This window comes from Pseudothioglobus sp. nBUS_23 (assembly GCF_051201565.1).
Classification (GTDB): Bacteria; Pseudomonadota; Gammaproteobacteria; order PS1; family Pseudothioglobaceae; genus Pseudothioglobus.
On record NZ_CP179200.1, the window covers coordinates 37,460 to 54,932 of the forward strand.

Here is a 17,473-nt window from a genome sequence, read left to right on the forward strand (position 1 = left end):
TAGAGGCGTTGGAAGAACAGCGCTTATAGTGGCCATAGTAGCAATAGGATTATATGCAGCGACCATAGTGCTTAACAGCTGATATGGAAAGAAAAAAGATTACGAAAGGCTTTTGGATAAAGCTTGTATCGGTGCCGGTTTTAATGTTCTTCTTTGCCTATGCAATGGTGCCAATATATGATGTGTTGTGCGACCTAACAGGCTTTAATGGTAAGACGGGTACTGTGGAAACAGAGCAAGAGTACCTAGTGGATGAAGAGCGTTTGGTGAGCGTGAGTTTTTTTGCGTCAACGAGTCCTGGATTCCCAGTGCAGTTCTCGCCAAAAGAGAACTCAATGGAGGTTGTGCCTGGGAAGTTTTATAACACCAGTTATATTGCTAAAAATACGACTGATGAGGTAATCTTTGGTCAAGCAATACCGAGTGTAGCGCCAACAGATGCGGCTCTTCACTTTAAAAAATTAGAGTGCTTCTGTTTTGTGAAGCAAGAGTTTCAGCCTGGAGAGGAAGTAGAAATGTCGCTTCGGTTTGTGGTTGAGCCTGAAATGGCAGAATGGATTAAAGATGTTAGTTTGTCGTATAATTTTTATAAGTTAGATAGTTAAAAAAGGGAGTAGAAATGAGCAACGAAAAATATTATGTCCCACACGGAACATACTGGCCAATAATTGGATCAATTGGTATTTCAACGCTATTTATTGGTTTTGCTAATCAAATGCATGATGTGAGCTGGGGATGGCCAGTGATGGTTTTAGGGTTTGCAATTATTGCTTTTATGATGTTTGGGTGGCTAGGAACAGTTGTAGCTGAGAGTGTTGGCGGCATGTACAATTCTCAGGTGGATAAGTCTTTTAGATGGGGAATGAGCTGGTTTATTTTCTCAGAAGTCATGTTTTTTGCTGCCTTCTTTGGTGCTTTGCTATATGCAAGAGTTTTGAGCGTTCCATGGCTTGGGGGAGCAGATAACAACATGTTTACTCCCGAGCTTTGGGAAGGTTTTAAAGCGACGTGGCCATTAATTTCTACGCCTGGAGAGGTTGGGCAAAATGGAGTGGCCTTCTCTACCAACTTCAAACTAGTTGATACATGGGGTCTTCCAGCAATTAATACTGCTCTGTTGTTGACATCTGGTGTGACGTTGACTTATGCGCATCATGCGCTTAGAGCTGGACACAGAGATGCGCTCATGGGTTGGATGCTTGCAACAATTGCTTTAGGAGTTGTGTTCTTAGGGTTTCAGATTACTGAGTATGGGCATGCATACCATGATGGACTTAAGTTAACATCAGGTATTTATGGTTCAACATTCTACTTGTTGACTGGGTTCCATGGTTTTCATGTAACGATTGGTGTAATTATGTTGACAGTGATCCTTTACCGTATTCAGAAAGGGCACTTTAACCTGGAAAATCATTTTGCGTTTGAAGGCGTTGCTTGGTATTGGCACTTCGTAGACGTTGTTTGGCTTGGATTATTTATTTTTGTTTACTGGATATAATGCTTAAATAGAGGTTATGACAAAGGCCCCTATCAAGGGGCCTTTTTTTCAATGATTTAAGGAAAATTATGAGTTTATTTGTTATTGTTATACTGGCTCTAATATTTGTTTTTTTAGGCTCAGCTGTTATTGGTCTTTTAAGAGGCGGCAAGGCAGGATCTGATAGAATGTTTAAAGCACTTAGAATGCGAATTATTCTTTCAGTGCTTCTATTTGTATTCTTGTTGCTGGCGGGACTACTTGGCTGGATTGAGCCAAACGGTTTTAATCTTCTGCCAACGCAGTAATGAGCTATAGGCTTTTAGTTCCTTCTATCCTTGTCCTTGCGACAATGGCTTTTTTAGCCTCGCTTGGATTTTGGCAGCTAGATCGTGCTGACCAAAAGCGCACAATTGAGGCGTCTATTCAAAAGGCGAATACCGGAGTTGTTGAACTCATTGTGAATCAAAATGAACTCTTGAATAAAGAGTATTACGAGGTAAGGCTTCAGGGCAGTTATCTCAGCGATAAGCAGTTTATTTATGACAACCAGATTGTTGACCAAGCATCTGGTTATTATGTGTTAACCCCTTTTGTATTAACAGGCCAATCAAATGCTATTATGATTAATCGTGGTTTTATTCCCTGGAATGGCAGGAGAGATCAGTTGGCCGATATTGCAGTTGATTCCGCCTCCAGGGAGATCAAGATCCAAGTCTCAAAGCCCATTAAAAGAATTGAGCTGAAGGCCAGTGATATAAGCAATCAGTTTCCAGTCTTAATTCAAGCAATTGACTTTGATGTCATAGAAGAAATTTCAAGCACCAGCTTTGTTGATGTTATAGGGCTCTTAGATCCTTCTTCAGCTGATGGATTCGTTAGAAAATGGGAGCCTTATACTGGCAGTATAGAAAAGCACATTGGCTATGCAATTCAGTGGTTTTTAATGGCATTAGTCCTAGGAATTATAGGGATTCGAATAGGACTCAAGCAGCGTAAAAAATAAACCTGTTTTAAGGCAAATAAAATATTGCTGAAAAAAAATCCTTTACTGTATAATTTCGCTCTAAGCCGACATAGCACAGTTGGTAGTGCAACTGATTTGTAATCAGTAGGTCCGCGGTTCGAGTCCGTGTGTCGGCACCATTTTTATGGGATTAAGCGGTCTTATTAGGACCGCTTTTTTATTGCCAGTTCTCTGAGTATAAATTTTTGAACTTTCCCGGTTGATGTTTTTGGAATGTTGTCAAAAATAAACTTACGGGGGATTTTGAAGGATGCCATATTTTTTCTACACCATTGGCTTAATTCATCTTTACTAGCTTCAGAGTGCTCTTTGATCTGAACAAAAGCACAAGGTGTTTCTCCCCACTTTTCATCTGGCATGGCAACTACAGCAACGGCCTCTACAGCTGGATGCTTATACAAAACCTCTTCAATTTCTATTGAAGATATGTTCTCACCGCCTGAAATAATAATATCTTTTGACCTATCTTTTAATTGGATATAGCCGTCCTCATGAATGACGCCAAGGTCTCCAGAGTGAAACCAGCCATCCTTAAAAGACTCTTCGGTAGCCGACTTATTTTTTAGATAGCCTTTCATGACTACATTGCCCCTAAACATAACCTCACCAATTGTCTTGCCATCACGTGGCACGGGCTGCATGGTCTCGGGATTCATTACATCTAAAGACTCAAGTGGTAAGTAACGAACCCCTTGCCTTGCCTTTAGGGATGCTTGATCATTTTCATTGAGCTGATTCCAGTCTTGATGCCATTCATTGACTACAGCAGGGCCGTAGGTTTCTGAAAGGCCATACAGATGGGTAATATTAAAGCCAGCAGCTTTCATGTTCGTCAGAACTGACTCAGGTGGAGGGGCTGCGGCAGTAAAAAACTCAACAGTGTTTTCTAGTAATTTTTTTTCACTATCACTTGCCGATAGAATGGTTGACATGACTATTGGTGCGCCGCATAAATGGGTCACCTTGTTCCTATACAGAGACTCCCAGATTGGCGCAGCTCGCACTTGCCTCAAACAAACATGTGTTCCAATTATGGCCGACATGGTCCATGGAAAGCACCAGCCATTGCAGTGAAACATGGGAAGTGTCCAAAGATATACAGAATGTTTATTGATTGAAGCAATCATGGCATTGCCTTGAGCTAGAAGGTAAGCTCCACGATGATGAGAGACAACACCCTTAGGATTGCCAGTTGTTCCAGAGGTATAATTAAGTGAAATTGCATCCCACTCATCTGCAGGCATAACCCACTCAAAGCTTTCATCGCCCTCTAACAAAAAGGATTCATACTCGATTGCATTAGGTAGCGAGTCGCTTATCTGGTGTTCGCTATCATTATAGTCAATCAGTATTGGGTTAACCTTCGCTATCTTGAGTGAAGACTTGGCAGTCTCTAGAAATTCACGATCGACAATAAGAGCTTTGGAATTGGAATGGTCTAACTGATAAGCAATTGTCTCAGGATCTAGGCGCGTGTTGATGCTATGCAAAACGGCGCCACACATTGGAACCCCATAGTGAGACTCAAGCATAGCAGGAGTATTTGGCAAAACAACTGAAACAGTGTCCCCTCTAATAATGCCCTGTTTTGATAATGCTGATGCTAGTCTCAGGGAGCGCTTATAAAACTCAAGATAGCTTCGTCTTATGGACCCATGAATTATAGCGGTATGCTCAGGATAAACCTCTGCTGCCCTTTCAAGAAAGCTAAGAGGGGTGAGTGGTTGGTAATTGGCGGGGTTACGATCTAAGTCAGTGTTATATGGATTGCTCATACTAAGTATTACTTATCTTTCCATTCTGGTTGCCGTTTTTCAATAAAGGCATTTATGCCCTCCTTGGCATCATGCTTTAGCATGTTATCCACCATAACCTTTGAGGCAAACTCATAAGCCTCAGATAAAGGCATTTCTTTTTGGCTATAGAAAGCTTTTTTGCCCGTCTCTAGAACCATACTTGATTTAGATGCGATAAGTCTGGCCAAATCTATAGTTTCTTGGTCCAATGCATCATCTGCAACAACTCGATTAACCAGTCCAATCTTCTCCGCTTTCTTTGAGTCAACCATTTCACCTGTGAGTAGCATTTCCATTGCCGCCTTGTTAGACACATTTCTTGAAAGGGCAACCATCGGGGTTGAACAAAACAGGCCAATATTTACCCCAGGAGTGACAAATAGAGCAGAATCCGCTGCGATTGCAAGATCGCAGCATGCAACTAGTTGACACCCAGCTGCAGCAGCAACCCCTGAAACCTCAGCAATGACAGGCTTTGGATGGTTAACAATTTGTTGCATGAGGGCAGAGCATGATGCAAATACCTTTGTAAAGTATAATTTCCCATCATCGTCATTTTGCCTTCCTGCTGACATTTGCTTCAAGTCATGCCCTGAACAGAAAGCAGGCCCATTGGCGGAAATGACAATTGCCTTTACATCTTTATTGCTGGACGCTTTTTTTAGAGCAGAGCTGAGTATGGCCATCATTTCTTCTGACAACGCGTTTCTTCTTTTTGAGTCATTAAGCGTCAATCGAAGGACTGCATCAGCAGGAGTATCTTCAAGCAAAATCGCTATATCTGAATTGTTATTTTTTCTGATGCTCATAATTTAAGCTACATATTAGCAGAATCAGATCGCTAGCTTGTTAAATGTTAATGCTGACTTCTACCTCTGAGTCTAATGTATTGGCAATAAAGCAATACCTATGAGCTCTATCATGCATTTTATCAAGCTCATCACTACTCACTTCAAACCCAGCATCAAATGAGACTACTGGATTTAAATCTATACGATTAACAACCATTTGTTTTTTACTGTTCTTGCCCAAGTGACCTACGGCATGATCGTTGTATGAAGAGACCGGCCACTTTGTTTTTGCTGCAAGTGCGAGAAATGTCATCATGTGACAACTGCTTAGTGATGCAGCAAGTGCTTGTTCAGGGTTTGTGTTGCTTGAAGAGCCGCCCCAGTCTGGAGCAGTATCTGCAGTCACTTTAAAATTTACGTTATAACTTACTTCATGCTCACTAGAAAATTTTCCAGGCAAGAGTTCAGATTCTTTTCTATTCCAGGTTAAATCAACTGACAGTTCTGACATTCATGTTCTCCAGGATAAATAATGAAATTTTATGATTTAGAGGCGATTTTTTTCTTAGGATCATAGAATGGTTTTTGCACTATCTTGATGGGATAACTACCACCAGGTGTTTTAACCTCTCCAGTTGTATCCAGGGTTGAAAATTCAAAATCCATAATAGCAAGCGCAATATTTTTATCAAGCCGCGGCGTATACACTGCAGAAGTTACATAGCCGACTTCTTTTGAGTCAGACATTATTGGCCAATAGGTTGTATTTGGATGCTCAAGAGGAGGACATGATATTTCAAGTCCAACCTGGCTTCTCCTAACACCCTCTGATTTGATTTTTTTAAGCGCTTCTTTACCAATATAATCTGCATCCATTTCAAGGTCAACTAGCCTGCCTAGTCCAAGCTCAAAAGGATTTACAGTATAATCCATATCTGCCTGATATGAGAGCATTCCACCTTCAATTCTTCTAATAGTTGAGGTATGTCCGGGGACTAATCCCATAGGCTCTCCAATTTTCATAATGTGGTCCCATAGCTCGTTTCCACGACTACCGTCACGAAGATAGATTTCATAGCCTAACTCACTTGACCAGCCTGTTCTTGAGATGATGAGCGGAATTCCATTAAGCTCAAATTCCTCAAGCCAGTAATACTTTAAATCATCAATTATGTCACCAAAGATGGCTTTAGCAATCTCGCCTGATTTTGGACCTTGAAGCTGAAGCGGTGAAACATCAGGCTCACATAAATTTACATTGAGACCTGAGTTAACCGCAACTCCCTTAGCCCACATCAGAATATCGCTGTCAGCTAAAGAAAGCCAGAAGTGATTTTCTGCAAGTCTTAATAAAACAGGATCATTAAGAACACCTCCATTCTCATCAGTAATAAGAACATACTTGCATTGGCCAACAGCGCATTCAGAAAGATTTCTAGGGGTTAATAATTGTACAAATTGAGCAGCATCGGGTCCAGTAATTTCAACTTGACGCTCTACTGCAACATCGCAGAGTATTGCATCGTTGACTAGATTCCAAAAGTTTTGAACTGGGTCACCAAAGTCTCTGGGTATATACATATGATTGTAGACCGAAAAGCCTTGGGCTCCCCAGCGAACAGTTGCATCGAAATAGGGTGACTTTCTTACTTGAGTTCCGAAACTAAATTCTTTTTTCATGGTAGGCAATGCGTGATTATCAGAATTTGCAAATAATACACATTTTAAAGGTGTTACAAACGTTTTTTGAGTGCTTTATTATTGTAGTTTTTTATTAAATTTGATTATAAAAAAAACAAGATCCAATAATAAAAAAACTGAAAGATAGTCAATCATTGGAATTCTAAAGGCCTCATTAATTTGACTCAAGTCTTACATGGCATGACATTTGAATAGATTATTCATGGGTTAATTATCATCAGGCTCAATAGGCTCTGGTGCTAGGACGTCTCGATTTCCAGCGCTATTCATTGCGCTTACAATTCCGCTGGCTTCCATGTCTTCAATAATTCGTGCAGCGCGGTTATAACCAATTCGCATCCTGCGCTGAAGGCTAGATATTGATGCTCTTCGAGTTGATGTCACTATCTGGACGGCCTCATCAAAAAGTGGATCTAGTTCACCGGTGTTTTGAGCTGAATCCTTGTCGCCAACCGGCTCCGATTTTGGATTTAATATGCCATCGAGATAGTTAGGGCTTGAATTCTTTTTAAGATGTTTGACGACTCTTAAGATCTCGCTATCCTCAACAAATGCGCCATGAACCCTTGTCAGGTGAGCAATTCCTGGAGCCATATATAACATATCGCCCATACCTAGAAGCTGCTCCGCACCAGCCTGATCAAGAATTGTCCTTGAGTCAGTTTTTGATGAAACTTTGAAAGATACCCTTGTGGGGATGTTAGATTTAATTAGCCCGGTAATTACATCAACGCTTGGTCTTTGGGTAGCAACAATAAGGTGCATGCCCGCTGCGCGCGCTTTTTGTGCAATTCTTACAATGAGGCCCTCGACCCGTTTTGATTTGGCTCTGTCTTCTTGTGCTAAAGCGCCGAGCATATCAGCGTACTCATCAATCACTATTACAATTAGCGGGAGAGCCTCAAGCTCAGGATGCTCCTCGCCTTCTTTAGCAGTATCTGGATCAAATGAAGGGTCCAAAAGAGGTTTTCCAGCTTTTTTGGCTAGACTTTGTTTTTCATTAAAGGATTCAATATTTCGAACGCCAAACTTTGCCAAAAGGCTGTAGCGCCGCTCCATTTCGTTAACTGACCACCAAAGCGCACTTGCGGCTTCATTCATATTGGTGACCACTGGTGTTAATAGATGAGGTATGTCCGCATATGAGGCAAGCTCTACAATTTTAGGGTCAATCATAATGAGCCTTACTTGCTCTGGAGAGGCTTTGTAGAGAATACTTAATATAATTGCATTGAGTCCAACCGACTTACCCATTCCAGTTGCACCTGCAACTAGTAGATGAGGCATTTTAGCCAAATCAACCACAACAGGCTGCCCATTAATATCTTTTCCAAGGCCCATTGACAGTGTTGACTTTGCCTTCGCAAAGGCGTCGCTGGAGAGTATCTCTTTAAGCCCAATCATCTCACGCGTATTGTTTGGTATCTCAAGACCAATGACCGGCTTTCCAGGAATAACATCAACAATCCTCACGCTCTCAACTAGAAGTGCCCTGGCGAGGTCTTTGTTCAAGTTCATAATTTGACTCACCTTGATTCCTGGCGCAAGAGAAATTTCAAACTGAGTAACAACAGGTCCTGGCGTAACAGCAGTTATCGTCACATCAAAACCAAAGTCCTTCAGCTTAATTTCAACTTGTTGACCCATCTCTACTAGGAGTTCTTCTGTGTAGCCCAGCCCAGAATTATCAACATCATCTAAAAGCTTTAAATCGGGAAGTCCTGCTGAAGCACCTGATTTAAAAAGATTGCTGCTTTGTTCTTTTTGAGACTTCTCAGCTTTTTTTTGCTTTTCAGGTTTTATGACTTTTTTTGGCTTTTCAGCCTCTTCATTTTTTAGAGGTTTTGCTGTTGCTGTTTCTTGAGCTGAAGATACTTTGGGACTAATAATTTCTGGTTTGACTTTTTCTTTTTTAGTGCTTTTGGGCGTTTTTTCTAAACGAGGTCGCCTTTTAAATAAGGCAACACTAATATTTTTCCATGAGGCTCTAGATGCTATGCTGAAGCTAACGAGAATAATTCCAATGTAAATTAGAGTTGATGAGCTTCCAAAAAGCTCATAAAAAAGCAGTTCATGCATCGACTTTCCAATCATTCCTCCAGCTAAAAAAGTTTCTTTTAGGCCTTCCATTACCTTTATTTCAGGAGCGTATTGATGAGCAAGTGCTGCAAGAAAAAAAAGCATAACAAGATATGAAATGAGGCGAATGAGGAAGGTCAGCTGATTTTGGCGCTCTTTATTGGCGTCACGATGAAAGTTGTAGCCTAGCCAAATTATCGAGATTGGAACAACATACGAGACATAGCCCAGGACTCCAAAGCTTATATCTCTTAAGTAGGCACCAAAGATTCCAGCACTATTTTCAACTGGTTTAGATAGTTCAGCTCCCCCTGTCCACGGATCCTCAGAAGCTGAGCCCGTCATAAGAGAAACAAAGAAAACAGCCCCAATTGTTATAAGCAAAATAAAAATTGACTCACTGGCAAGTTTAGAGCGCGGATTATTTACAGGGGTATTTTGAGTGGTTCGTTTATTATTTTTTTTCAAGACAGCTTATAATACTCATTTGATTAATTAGTATAAAGTATTTCATTATGAGTGATATCAAACATTGCCGAGTTTTGATTGTTGGTTCAGGCCCTGCCGGCTATTCTGCTGCGGTTTATGCGGCTAGAGCCAACTTAAATCCAGTTATGGTGAGTGGACTAGAACAAGGCGGCCAACTGATGACAACAACCGACGTTGATAACTGGCCCGGTGACCATGATGGGCTTCAAGGTCCAGATTTGATGGAGCGTATGAAAGACCATGCTTTGCGATTTAATACTGAAATAATTAATGATCACATTACAAGTGTTGACTTCTCGAAACGACCTTTCACATTAAAGGGCGGTGACACAACTTATACTGCTGATGCAGTGATTATCTCAACTGGCGCAACCGCTCAATATCTTGGACTAGACTCTGAGGAGGCTTTTAAGGGAAAGGGAGTTTCTGCCTGTGCAACCTGCGATGGTTTTTTCTACAGAGGACAGAAAGTGGCAGTTATTGGGGGTGGCAATACTGCTGTTGAAGAAGCCCTCTATCTTTCAAATATAGCGGATCACGTTACAGTTGTACATCGAAGAGATAAATTTAGGTCGGAGAAAATTTTGTCAGATCAGCTCATGGAAAAAGCAAAAAATGGCAACGTTACTATTGAGTGGGATCATAATTTAGAAGAGGTTTTGGGAGATGATATGGGAGTCACTGGGCTTCGAATAAGGGGTAATGACGGCAGCAAGAAGGAAATTGATGTGCATGGAGTCTTTATAGCCATTGGACATACTCCCAATACTGGCGTATTTGAAGGGCAGATTGAAATTAATAATGGATATATAAAGGTTCAGGCAGGTCTAGAGGGCAATGCGACCCAAACAAGTGTTGAAGGTGTCTTTGCTGCTGGCGATGTTGCAGATCACATATATCGTCAGGCTGTTACTTCAGCAGGCTCCGGATGTATGGCAGCTTTGGATGCTGAGAGGTTTTTAGACAACTCCTAGATTAGACAAGGCTTTCAGAGCATAAATTCAAACTCAATTTTGATTTGCCTTGTGTATAATTACGCGATTTGGCCATATAGCTCAGTTGGTAGAGCAAGGGACTGAAAATCCCTGTGTCCCTAGTTCAATTCTAGGTGTGGCCACCATTTTTAAAGCCGAATTAGACCAGTGTTTAATTCGGCTTTTTTGTAGATAATCGTTTAATCGGAAGCGCGAATTTGCCAGAAAAATAAAGCAATTAAAATAACTGTTGGAGCAACTCCAATAGGGTCAAGTTTTGCTGTTCCAGCAATATAAACTTGATAAGCCTGTATTAAAAGAAAACCAATATTAAGATAAATACCAAATATCATGGCGACTTTCTTTAAATTATCTCCTACCCAGCTTGGTGACATCCAAGCAAAAATACCTAGACCAATTAGTGGGACAGCAGTAACTTGCCCAAAGGCCTTAAAGTTACTAGCCATATCAGTTCCCTCAACATACCAGCCAGGACCAGTTGCCGCAAATTCAGGCGCAAACCACAACATTGCTGCATAAAACCATACGTAAACAGCTTGTATCTTAAATAGAATTGTTAAATTCATTCTATACTCCTTGTTATTATTTAAAGTAGCTCTCTTTGGCTATAACAAACATAATAAGTTAAGCCGAATATAATTATAAGGTTTGTAGATGGTGAAATATTTATTTATTAGCCAATCAGGGTTTTATCAGTGCAGTTGAGTAGGGCTTATAAAGTCTTGCTTTGAGGGCTGTAGCGTTTCTTGAATAAAGAGAACGCCTATTCGAACAAACTCAACGATTTCATAAAAATCCTCCGCATTGTCATCAGTATCTAGAAGGTCTGCATCAAGTTGAGATATCTCACTGATGTCCTTAATCATCTCTGTTACCTCTTCATCAGAGGTTTCAACTGAGCTCAGACCTAAGCCAACTAAAAACCCTTGGCACCATTCGATTAGAGTATTCGCCTGCTCTCTGAGCGGCGTATCATCGTCGGCTATCACTGGCCAAAAGTTTAACGTTGGGTCAGCAAGTTGTTCGCTTGTGTTATTGAATATTTCAGCAAGGATTTGATGTGCTTCCTTTTCAAGCAGATTGTTAAGATCAATGCTAACTAGGATTTCATTGAGCCAGTCATCAAGATCTATATTTTGTTTGACGCAATAAAAGCCACACAATAAGCCATGAGCAGAGGAGATAGTGTCATCAGTATTGAGCTTATGGAGCGCGTCTTTAGCGAGCTCATAATTGATAGATTGACTCATTAATTTAAAACGCCCCTGCCAAAATTTCCATCACCGCCATTCGCACAGCGATTCCGTTGGTGACTTGTTGCAATATGACAGATTGAGGTCCATCTGCAACTTCAGAGCTGAGTTCAATTCCTCTGTTAACTGGACCAGGATGCATCACGATGGCGTCTGGTTTTGCAAGCTTAAGGTTTTTAGAAGTGAGACCAAATCCATCAAAGTAGGTTTGTTCATCTGGAATGTCAGCTGCAATCATCCTCTCTTTTTGAAGTCTAAGCGAAATAATAACATCAGCACCTTCAATACCTTTTTCTAGGCTGTCAAAGCGCTCTAAGCCCGGAGTTTCTTCTTTGTAGTGAAGTGTTTCTGGTGCAATAAGTCTAATATCAGTTGTGCCCAGAGTTCTCATGGCCTGAATTCCAGAGCGAGCAACTCTAGAATGCCTGATGTCTCCAACTATAGCTACAGAAAGGTTGTCAAATGATTTTTTGTGCTGCCTGATCGTCAGCATATCTAGCAATGCTTGGGTCGGATGCGCATTAATTCCATCGCCTGCATTGAGTATTGCGACTCCTTCTATATTTTCAGCGACCCGATGAGGCAATCCGTTTTGTTTATGCCTAATAACAAACATATCAATCTGCATCGCCTTTAGGGTATGCATGGTGTCCATAAGAGTTTCATTCTTTTTGGTAGCTGAGTTTGCAAGGTCAACATTAATTGTTTTGGCGCTGGTTCTCTTTGCCGCGATCTCAAAAGTGTTTCTGGTTCGAGTCGAAGGCTCAAAGAAGAGATTTGCAACAGACATATCCCTTAAAATTTTCGACTTTTGAAGATTTCCTTTGGAGTCTATAAGATCATCAGCAACATTAAGAATTTTTTCGATTTGATTTTTAGGAAGACCCTCTAGCCCTAAAAGATGGATTAGACGTCCGTTCGAGTTAAGTTGAGCATCATTGCTAATCGTATGTGGTTTCATTGAGCCATGTCTGCAAAATTAATTCAGCTGATTTTTTGTCTACTGCGCCTCTATCAGCGTTCTTATGAGCGTAGTGCCATTTTAGTTGGTTTTTTGCTTCTGAAGAGGATAAATGCTCATCCACAAAAACAACATCTATACTAAATCGTTTCTCAAGTTTTCTGCCAAACGATTTCGCGATGAAGGTCATCTCTTGTTCTTTATTCTCTTGGTCTAATGGGAGTCCCACAATAAACTTATTTGGGCTATGCTGCTTGATAATCTCCTCAAGCTGAACCCAGTTGGTTGAACCATCCTTGTTGTGGGTAACTGTAGCTAATCCATTTGCTTGAGTAGTAAGACTATTGGCTATAGCAATGCCCGTTCTTTTTGTGCCTACATCAAAACCAAGGTAGGTTTTAATTGTCATTGGAGCTGTTGAAAGAGCTCATATCCCACATACCCATCTGCAACGAATCCAATGTCAGACTGAAATTTTCTGGTCGCTTCACGTGTTTTAGGTCCCGCCATACCATCTGGAGTCCCCGTATCATAACCCAGCAAGTTAAGTGTATTTTGAATTTGAATAATATCTTCTTTGCTCAGAAGTGGCTCATCCAGCGGCTTTGCAGAAAGCCTACCTGCCCCATTCAGTCTGTCGGATAAGTGGGCAACTGAAAGCGCATATAAAATTGACCTATTCCAACCCATAATCACATCAAAGTTTCTGTAAACAAGAAAAGCAGGGCCTTTGTGACCCATTGGAACAATTAACGAGGCTTTGAAGTTAGATTTTGGAAGGGCTGCCCCATTACCCCTCAGAACTCCAAGTGCAGCCCACTCATTAACTGTTTTTTCATTTTTTAGGCCAGTCAATCGATAGTCAAAATTTTTGGGTATGAGTGCCTCTCGACCCCATTTTTCTCCTTTCTTCCATCCCAGCTCACTTAGAAAGTTTGCGGCGCTAGCGTAGATGTCTTCTTTGTCATCCCAGAGATTCACCTTGCCGTCTTTATTCGCATCAACGCCGTAAGCAAGAACATTGGTTGGCATAAACTGAACGGCACCCATAGCTCCAGCCCAAGAGCCCGTTGCATCGATTGGAATGGTTTTGTTATCCATAAGCTTTAACGCAGCAATTAATTCTCGTGTGAAGAATTTAGAGCGCCTAGGGTCATAGGCGAGTGTTGCCAAAGACTGTACTAAGCGTTCATTGCCCATATAGTTTCCATAATTACTCTCTAACCCTAAAAAAGCTACAATCACATAAGCCGGTACGCCATATTTTTGGGAGGCTTTGTTAAGCAATGAGGCGTTTTGTTTTAATGTATCATTTCCATTATTGATGCGCGTTTTGCTAACTCTTTTATTGAAATAACGCCAAAAGTTTTGACTGAACTCAGCTTGGGCACTATCTTTAGAAATAATTGACGGGTCAGGGGCGGTAAGGCCTGAAAATGCTTGGTCAATTGTTGATTTGGAGACGCCTTGTTCGATTGCAGATTGACGAACTTGGTCTAAAAAGTCATCAAATGAATCTGAATTTGCAAAAACGCTTGTTGTTAGAAAAACTAGACAAAAAAATCTTAAAAACATGAGAGAATTATAATGAGTAAATTCATTCTTATTTTAATTAATCTAGCAAGAGATGTCGACCTATAAGCCTCTTGCTGAAACATTAAGGCCTGATGATCTGAGTGATTTTATTGGCCAACAACATTTACTTGACTCTGACAAGCCAATAGGGAAGGCAATAAAAGACAATCAGCTCCACTCCATGATTTTATGGGGGCCTTCAGGTGTTGGAAAAACGACTCTAGCGAGAATTATTTGTAGCCAGATGGGCGCTCATTTTGAGCAAATGTCAGCCGTACTTGATGGGGTAAAAGAGCTCAGAGATATCATTAGACATGCGGAGCTTTATAAACAAAACAATAAAAGTACAATTCTATTTGTCGATGAGATTCATCGATTTAACAAAGCGCAACAGGATGGTTTTTTGCCTCATATAGAGTCTGGACTATTAACCTTGATTGGTGCAACGACTGAAAACCCGTCCTTTGAAATTAATTCTGCATTGCTTTCAAGGGCAAGGGTGTATGTTCTCAAAAAGCTCAGCAATGAAGAGCTTGAGGTAATTGCTCTAAGAGCAATGAAAGCTCAGCAGATAAGCCTAGAAGATGATGGGTCTTTGGCTCTAGTCATCGAAAATAGTGACGGAGACGCGAGAAGACTGATCAATATAATTGAACAGTTGACGACCAGCTCAGGCAAGGCCCTTAAAAAAACAGACGTAGTTAAAACTCTGCAAAAGAAGCTTGGCAGTTTTGACAAGGGGGGCGATATTTTTTATCAACAGCTCTCAGCCTTTCATAAATCTGTCAGAGGCTCATCTCCAGATGGTGCGCTTTACTGGATGGCAAGAATGATTGTGTCAGGATGTGATCCCAAAGTTATTGCTAGAAGGCTGCTCGCAATAGCCTCAGAAGATATAGGAAATGCTGACCCAAGAGCACTCCAGATTTGTGTTAATGCTTGGGATGTCTATGAGCGCTTGGGCGACAAAGAGGGTAATCGTGCTATCGCACAGGCGGCAGTTTTTTGTGCGTGCGCACCTAAGTCGAATGCTGTTTATAGGGCTTTTAATTCTGCAATGGAGGCAGCACAAGAGAGCAATGATCTTGAAGTGCCCATTCATCTCAGAAATGCCCCTACAAAACTTCTCAAAGAGCTCGGGCATGGCAAGGACTATCGTTATGCCCATGATGAGCCAGATGCCTTCAGCAAGGGACAAACCTACTTTCCTGAGGAGATGGGAGAAAAAATCTACTATGAGCCGACTGATCGTGGCTTAGAGATTAAAATTAAAGAAAAACTAGAGCAGCTTAGATCTGTCTTATGAGTACATTTTTATCTATAGCAAGTATTGGAATTGGCGCTACGGTTGGGGCATCTTGCAGATACTATATTGGGATAATTTCTGCTCAATACCTTGGCAAAAGCCTCCCTTATGGAACCCTAATTTCAAATGTTATTGGTTCTTTTATAGCTGGCGTTTTGATTGTTTTGGTTTTAGAAAAGCTCCTTCTGAGTGAAACCCACAGGCTTATGCTGCTTGTTGGCTTGGCAGGCTCACTAACGACAATGTCAGCACTCTCAATAGAGTCTGTTGAAATGATAAGTGTAGGCCATTATTCTCAAGCCTTGATCAATATTCTTTTAAACTTGCTGCTTTCTCTTATGGCTGCAAGTTTGGGAGTTGTTGCTTCAAAATATTTATTTAATTTAGCTTAAGGCTAGTCTTCTTTCAACTTCGTCCAAGAGTGATGAAGAGATATTAATTCCATATTGTTTGTCCAGTTCCCTAATGCAGGTCGGGCTGGTCACATTAATCTCAGTGATGAAATCACCGATGACATCGAGACCAACAAAGATAAGCCCTTTATCAATTAATGTTGGAGCAATTTGAGTGCATAGATACCGATCTCTATCGGATAGTGGCTGACCCACCCCTTTTGCACCAGCCGCAAGATTTCCTTTAAAGCTGCCTTCTGCAGGTAGCCTGGCAAGAGCATGGTCAACTGGATTTCCATTAATCAAAAGGATTCGTTTATCGCCATCTTTAATCTCTGGCAAAAACTCTTGTGCCATGATGTAGCGAGATTCATTGTTGGTGATCCTTTTGAGAATGTCATCAATATCATTGTCACCTTTTGAGAGCTTAAAGATATCTGTTCCGCCCATGCCATCAAGAGGTTTGACCACAACTGTTCTTAACGAATCAATAAAATTATTAAGTTCACGAATTTTTGAGCTCACCAGCGTTTTAGGTATGCACTCAGGAAAGTTTAATGCAAATAGTTTTTCATTGGCATCCCTTAGTGAGCTTGGTTTATTTATGACCAAAACTCCTTCTGATTCTAGTTGTTCAAGCAGGTATGTAGAATATATATAGTCCATATCAAAGGGCGGATCTTTGCGCATAAAGACCACATCCAGGGTGCTTAAATTGACCACGCTTGAGGGCTTTGAGCTGAACCAGCTTATTTCTGAGTCTTGAACTTCTGTAATTCTTGTTGAGGCAAAAACCTTGCCATCCGAATAATACATATCAGGGCTATCAAAGGTATGAATTTCCCAGCCACGAGCCTGCGCTTCTAGCATCATTGCAAATGACGAGTCTTTGTTTGGCTTAATATTGGAAATATCATCCATCAATACGCCGAGTCTAATTCGCTTCATCGGCATATTATAATGCAATCAGATTGAATAATAATGAGCATGACGGGCAAAAAATGTTGAATTGACGAGGTTTTGGGCGTATAATTTCGCCTCTTTAGTGCGGGGTGGAGCAGCATGGTAGCTCGTCGGGCTCATAACCCGAAGGTCATAGGTTCAAATCCTATCCCCGCTACCAATTTAGACCCCCTCTTTTGGGGGTTTTTATTAGGAGTTTTTTGTGGCTAAGATAGCAGACAAAGTGCTTTCAATACTTAACCCTAGTGTCCATGCCCTGGGGTACGAGTTGTTGGGCGTTGAATATGTGCCTAGTGGTAAGCACTCTGTCTTGAGGCTTTATATAGACTCAGAGAAAGGCATTGGGGTTGATGATTGTGAGGTTGTTTCCCGTCAAGTCAGTTCGATAATGGATGTTGAGGATCCAATTAGTGGGCAATATAATCTTGAGGTATCTTCCCCAGGAATTGAAAGACCCCTTTTTAGTGTTTCTCATTACATGCGTTTTTTGGGGCATGATGTTCGAATAAGAACATATAGACCAATAGATGGAAGAAGAAGCTTTACTGGTGCAATTGGAAGCGTTAGCGAAAAAAGTAATGCAATAGAGTTGGTGACAGAGCTAGGCCCTGTTACCTTAGAAATAGATTTAATAGAAAAAGCAAATTTAGTTGCTCATTTTTAGGAGA

19 protein-coding genes and 3 tRNA genes are annotated in these 17,473 nt (G+C 41.0%); 11 read left to right on the plus strand and 11 right to left on the minus strand.

Annotated elements, in window-relative coordinates; all coding sequences use genetic code 11:
- Nucleotides 1-83: 83 nt before the first annotated feature.
- The 5 genes from ACMAZA_RS00180 to ACMAZA_RS00200 all read left to right on the plus strand — a co-directional run bounded on the left by ACMAZA_RS00180 (nt 84) and on the right by ACMAZA_RS00200 (nt 2,623).
- Nucleotides 84-605 carry a cytochrome c oxidase assembly protein gene (locus tag ACMAZA_RS00180; protein WP_435188983.1) on the plus strand — a complete coding sequence of 174 codons (522 nt, stop codon included), beginning with the start codon at nt 84-86 and terminating at the stop codon, nt 603-605.
- A gap of 14 nt (nt 606-619) precedes the next feature.
- The gene (locus tag ACMAZA_RS00185; RefSeq protein ID WP_435188985.1) at nt 620-1,498 is read left to right on the plus strand and encodes a cytochrome c oxidase subunit 3; all 879 of its coding nucleotides are present in this window, start codon (nt 620-622) and stop codon (nt 1,496-1,498) included.
- 68 nt (nt 1,499-1,566) lie between these two features.
- Nucleotides 1,567-1,785 (plus strand): DUF2909 family protein, encoded by a 219-nt coding sequence (locus ACMAZA_RS00190; RefSeq protein ID WP_435188987.1) that lies wholly within the window; start codon nt 1,567-1,569, stop codon nt 1,783-1,785.
- Complete coding sequence (locus tag ACMAZA_RS00195) at nt 1,785-2,483, plus strand: SURF1 family protein (protein ID WP_435188988.1); 699 nt, start codon at nt 1,785-1,787, stop codon at nt 2,481-2,483. The genes ACMAZA_RS00190 and ACMAZA_RS00195 overlap by 1 nt, the downstream gene beginning before the upstream one ends.
- A gap of 64 nt (nt 2,484-2,547) precedes the next feature.
- A tRNA-Thr gene (locus tag ACMAZA_RS00200) sits at nt 2,548-2,623 on the plus strand.
- Between the two features lie 24 nt (nt 2,624-2,647).
- Here ACMAZA_RS00200 and ACMAZA_RS00205 read toward each other — a convergent pair.
- The 5 genes from ACMAZA_RS00205 to ACMAZA_RS00225 form a co-directional block, all read right to left on the minus strand.
- Nucleotides 2,648-4,279, minus strand: coding sequence for an acyl-CoA synthetase (locus ACMAZA_RS00205; RefSeq protein WP_435188990.1), 1,632 nt, complete (start codon nt 4,277-4,279; stop codon nt 2,648-2,650).
- A gap of 8 nt (nt 4,280-4,287) precedes the next feature.
- Nucleotides 4,288-5,109, minus strand: a complete 822-nt coding sequence (locus tag ACMAZA_RS00210) for an enoyl-CoA hydratase (protein ID WP_435188992.1) — start codon at nt 5,107-5,109, stop codon at nt 4,288-4,290.
- Between the two features lie 40 nt (nt 5,110-5,149).
- Nucleotides 5,150-5,602, minus strand: a complete 453-nt coding sequence (locus ACMAZA_RS00215) for an OsmC family protein (RefSeq protein WP_435188993.1) — start codon at nt 5,600-5,602, stop codon at nt 5,150-5,152.
- 29 nt (nt 5,603-5,631) lie between these two features.
- Entirely contained in the window at nt 5,632-6,771 is a 1,140-nt protein-coding gene (locus ACMAZA_RS00220; protein WP_435188994.1) for a glycine cleavage T C-terminal barrel domain-containing protein, read from the minus strand.
- A gap of 228 nt (nt 6,772-6,999) precedes the next feature.
- Complete coding sequence (locus ACMAZA_RS00225) at nt 7,000-9,339, minus strand: DNA translocase FtsK 4TM domain-containing protein (protein ID WP_435188996.1); 2,340 nt, start codon at nt 9,337-9,339, stop codon at nt 7,000-7,002.
- Between the two features lie 47 nt (nt 9,340-9,386).
- Here ACMAZA_RS00225 and trxB point away from each other — a divergent pair, with 47 nt between their 5' ends.
- Nucleotides 9,387-10,334 carry a thioredoxin-disulfide reductase gene (gene trxB / locus ACMAZA_RS00230; protein ID WP_435188998.1) on the plus strand — a complete coding sequence of 316 codons (948 nt, stop codon included), beginning with the start codon at nt 9,387-9,389 and terminating at the stop codon, nt 10,332-10,334.
- 70 nt (nt 10,335-10,404) lie between these two features.
- Nucleotides 10,405-10,480 (plus strand) — tRNA-Phe (locus ACMAZA_RS00235).
- Between the two features lie 54 nt (nt 10,481-10,534).
- On the opposite strand, the gene ACMAZA_RS00240 is transcribed toward ACMAZA_RS00235, so the two are convergent.
- The 5 genes from ACMAZA_RS00240 to ACMAZA_RS00260 all read right to left on the minus strand — a co-directional run bounded on the left by ACMAZA_RS00240 (nt 10,535) and on the right by ACMAZA_RS00260 (nt 14,144).
- The gene (locus ACMAZA_RS00240) at nt 10,535-10,921 is read right to left on the minus strand and encodes a hypothetical protein (protein ID WP_435188999.1); all 387 of its coding nucleotides are present in this window, start codon (nt 10,919-10,921) and stop codon (nt 10,535-10,537) included.
- Nucleotides 10,922-11,047: 126 nt separating this feature from the next.
- Nucleotides 11,048-11,605 (minus strand): UPF0149 family protein, encoded by a 558-nt coding sequence (locus ACMAZA_RS00245; protein ID WP_435189001.1) that lies wholly within the window; start codon nt 11,603-11,605, stop codon nt 11,048-11,050.
- Nucleotides 11,606-11,609: 4 nt separating this feature from the next.
- Nucleotides 11,610-12,569 (minus strand): aspartate carbamoyltransferase catalytic subunit, encoded by a 960-nt coding sequence (locus ACMAZA_RS00250; protein WP_435189003.1) that lies wholly within the window; start codon nt 12,567-12,569, stop codon nt 11,610-11,612.
- Nucleotides 12,550-12,978 carry a Holliday junction resolvase RuvX gene (ruvX, locus tag ACMAZA_RS00255; protein ID WP_435189005.1) on the minus strand — a complete coding sequence of 143 codons (429 nt, stop codon included), beginning with the start codon at nt 12,976-12,978 and terminating at the stop codon, nt 12,550-12,552. The genes ACMAZA_RS00250 and ruvX overlap by 20 nt, the downstream gene beginning before the upstream one ends.
- Nucleotides 12,975-14,144 carry a lytic murein transglycosylase gene (locus ACMAZA_RS00260; protein ID WP_435189007.1) on the minus strand — a complete coding sequence of 390 codons (1,170 nt, stop codon included), beginning with the start codon at nt 14,142-14,144 and terminating at the stop codon, nt 12,975-12,977. Before ACMAZA_RS00260 ends, ruvX begins: the two co-directional genes overlap by 4 nt.
- A gap of 52 nt (nt 14,145-14,196) precedes the next feature.
- Between ACMAZA_RS00260 and ACMAZA_RS00265 the strand changes: the two genes are divergently transcribed.
- Both ACMAZA_RS00265 and crcB read left to right on the plus strand, forming a co-directional pair.
- Entirely contained in the window at nt 14,197-15,450 is a 1,254-nt protein-coding gene (locus ACMAZA_RS00265; RefSeq protein WP_435189009.1) for a replication-associated recombination protein A, read from the plus strand.
- Nucleotides 15,447-15,842, plus strand: a complete 396-nt coding sequence (gene crcB, locus ACMAZA_RS00270) for a fluoride efflux transporter CrcB (protein ID WP_435189010.1) — start codon at nt 15,447-15,449, stop codon at nt 15,840-15,842. The genes ACMAZA_RS00265 and crcB overlap by 4 nt, the downstream gene beginning before the upstream one ends.
- Here crcB and gshB read toward each other — a convergent pair.
- Nucleotides 15,834-16,790 carry a glutathione synthase gene (gene gshB / locus ACMAZA_RS00275; RefSeq protein WP_435189012.1) on the minus strand — a complete coding sequence of 319 codons (957 nt, stop codon included), beginning with the start codon at nt 16,788-16,790 and terminating at the stop codon, nt 15,834-15,836. The two genes, crcB and gshB, sit on opposite strands and share 9 nt — an antisense overlap.
- Nucleotides 16,791-16,888: 98 nt before the next feature.
- On the opposite strand from gshB, the gene ACMAZA_RS00280 reads away from it, so the two are divergent.
- Both ACMAZA_RS00280 and rimP read left to right on the plus strand, forming a co-directional pair.
- Nucleotides 16,889-16,965: transfer RNA gene (locus ACMAZA_RS00280), tRNA-Met, on the plus strand.
- Nucleotides 16,966-17,007: 42 nt separating this feature from the next.
- Nucleotides 17,008-17,469, plus strand: a complete 462-nt coding sequence (gene rimP, locus ACMAZA_RS00285; RefSeq protein WP_435189014.1) for a ribosome maturation factor RimP — start codon at nt 17,008-17,010, stop codon at nt 17,467-17,469.
- The last annotated feature ends 4 nt before the right edge of the window (nt 17,470-17,473 follow it).

Bases quoted from the DNA above. Each gene is read 5' to 3' on its own strand.
- ACMAZA_RS00180 (WP_435188983.1), top strand. From the start codon at position 84: ATGGAAAGAAAAAAGATTACGAAAGGCTTTTGGATAAAGCTTGTATCG.
- ACMAZA_RS00185 (WP_435188985.1), top strand. From the start codon at position 620: ATGAGCAACGAAAAATATTATGTCCCACACGGAACATACTGGCCAATA.
- ACMAZA_RS00190 (WP_435188987.1), top strand. From the start codon at position 1,567: ATGAGTTTATTTGTTATTGTTATACTGGCTCTAATATTTGTTTTTTTA.
- ACMAZA_RS00195 (WP_435188988.1), top strand. From the start codon at position 1,785: ATGAGCTATAGGCTTTTAGTTCCTTCTATCCTTGTCCTTGCGACAATG.
- ACMAZA_RS00205 (WP_435188990.1), bottom strand. From the start codon at position 4,279: ATGAGCAATCCATATAACACTGACTTAGATCGTAACCCCGCCAATTAC.
- ACMAZA_RS00210 (WP_435188992.1), bottom strand. From the start codon at position 5,109: ATGAGCATCAGAAAAAATAACAATTCAGATATAGCGATTTTGCTTGAA.
- ACMAZA_RS00215 (WP_435188993.1), bottom strand. From the start codon at position 5,602: ATGTCAGAACTGTCAGTTGATTTAACCTGGAATAGAAAAGAATCTGAA.
- ACMAZA_RS00220 (WP_435188994.1), bottom strand. From the start codon at position 6,771: ATGAAAAAAGAATTTAGTTTCGGAACTCAAGTAAGAAAGTCACCCTAT.
- trxB (WP_435188998.1), top strand. From the start codon at position 9,387: ATGAGTGATATCAAACATTGCCGAGTTTTGATTGTTGGTTCAGGCCCT.
- ACMAZA_RS00240 (WP_435188999.1), bottom strand. From the start codon at position 10,921: ATGAATTTAACAATTCTATTTAAGATACAAGCTGTTTACGTATGGTTT.
- ACMAZA_RS00245 (WP_435189001.1), bottom strand. From the start codon at position 11,605: ATGAGTCAATCTATCAATTATGAGCTCGCTAAAGACGCGCTCCATAAG.
- ACMAZA_RS00250 (WP_435189003.1), bottom strand. From the start codon at position 12,569: ATGAAACCACATACGATTAGCAATGATGCTCAACTTAACTCGAACGGA.
- ruvX (WP_435189005.1), bottom strand. From the start codon at position 12,978: ATGACAATTAAAACCTACCTTGGTTTTGATGTAGGCACAAAAAGAACG.
- ACMAZA_RS00260 (WP_435189007.1), bottom strand. From the start codon at position 14,144: ATGTTTTTAAGATTTTTTTGTCTAGTTTTTCTAACAACAAGCGTTTTT.
- ACMAZA_RS00265 (WP_435189009.1), top strand. From the start codon at position 14,197: ATGTCGACCTATAAGCCTCTTGCTGAAACATTAAGGCCTGATGATCTG.
- crcB (WP_435189010.1), top strand. From the start codon at position 15,447: ATGAGTACATTTTTATCTATAGCAAGTATTGGAATTGGCGCTACGGTT.
- gshB (WP_435189012.1), bottom strand. From the start codon at position 16,790: ATGAAGCGAATTAGACTCGGCGTATTGATGGATGATATTTCCAATATT.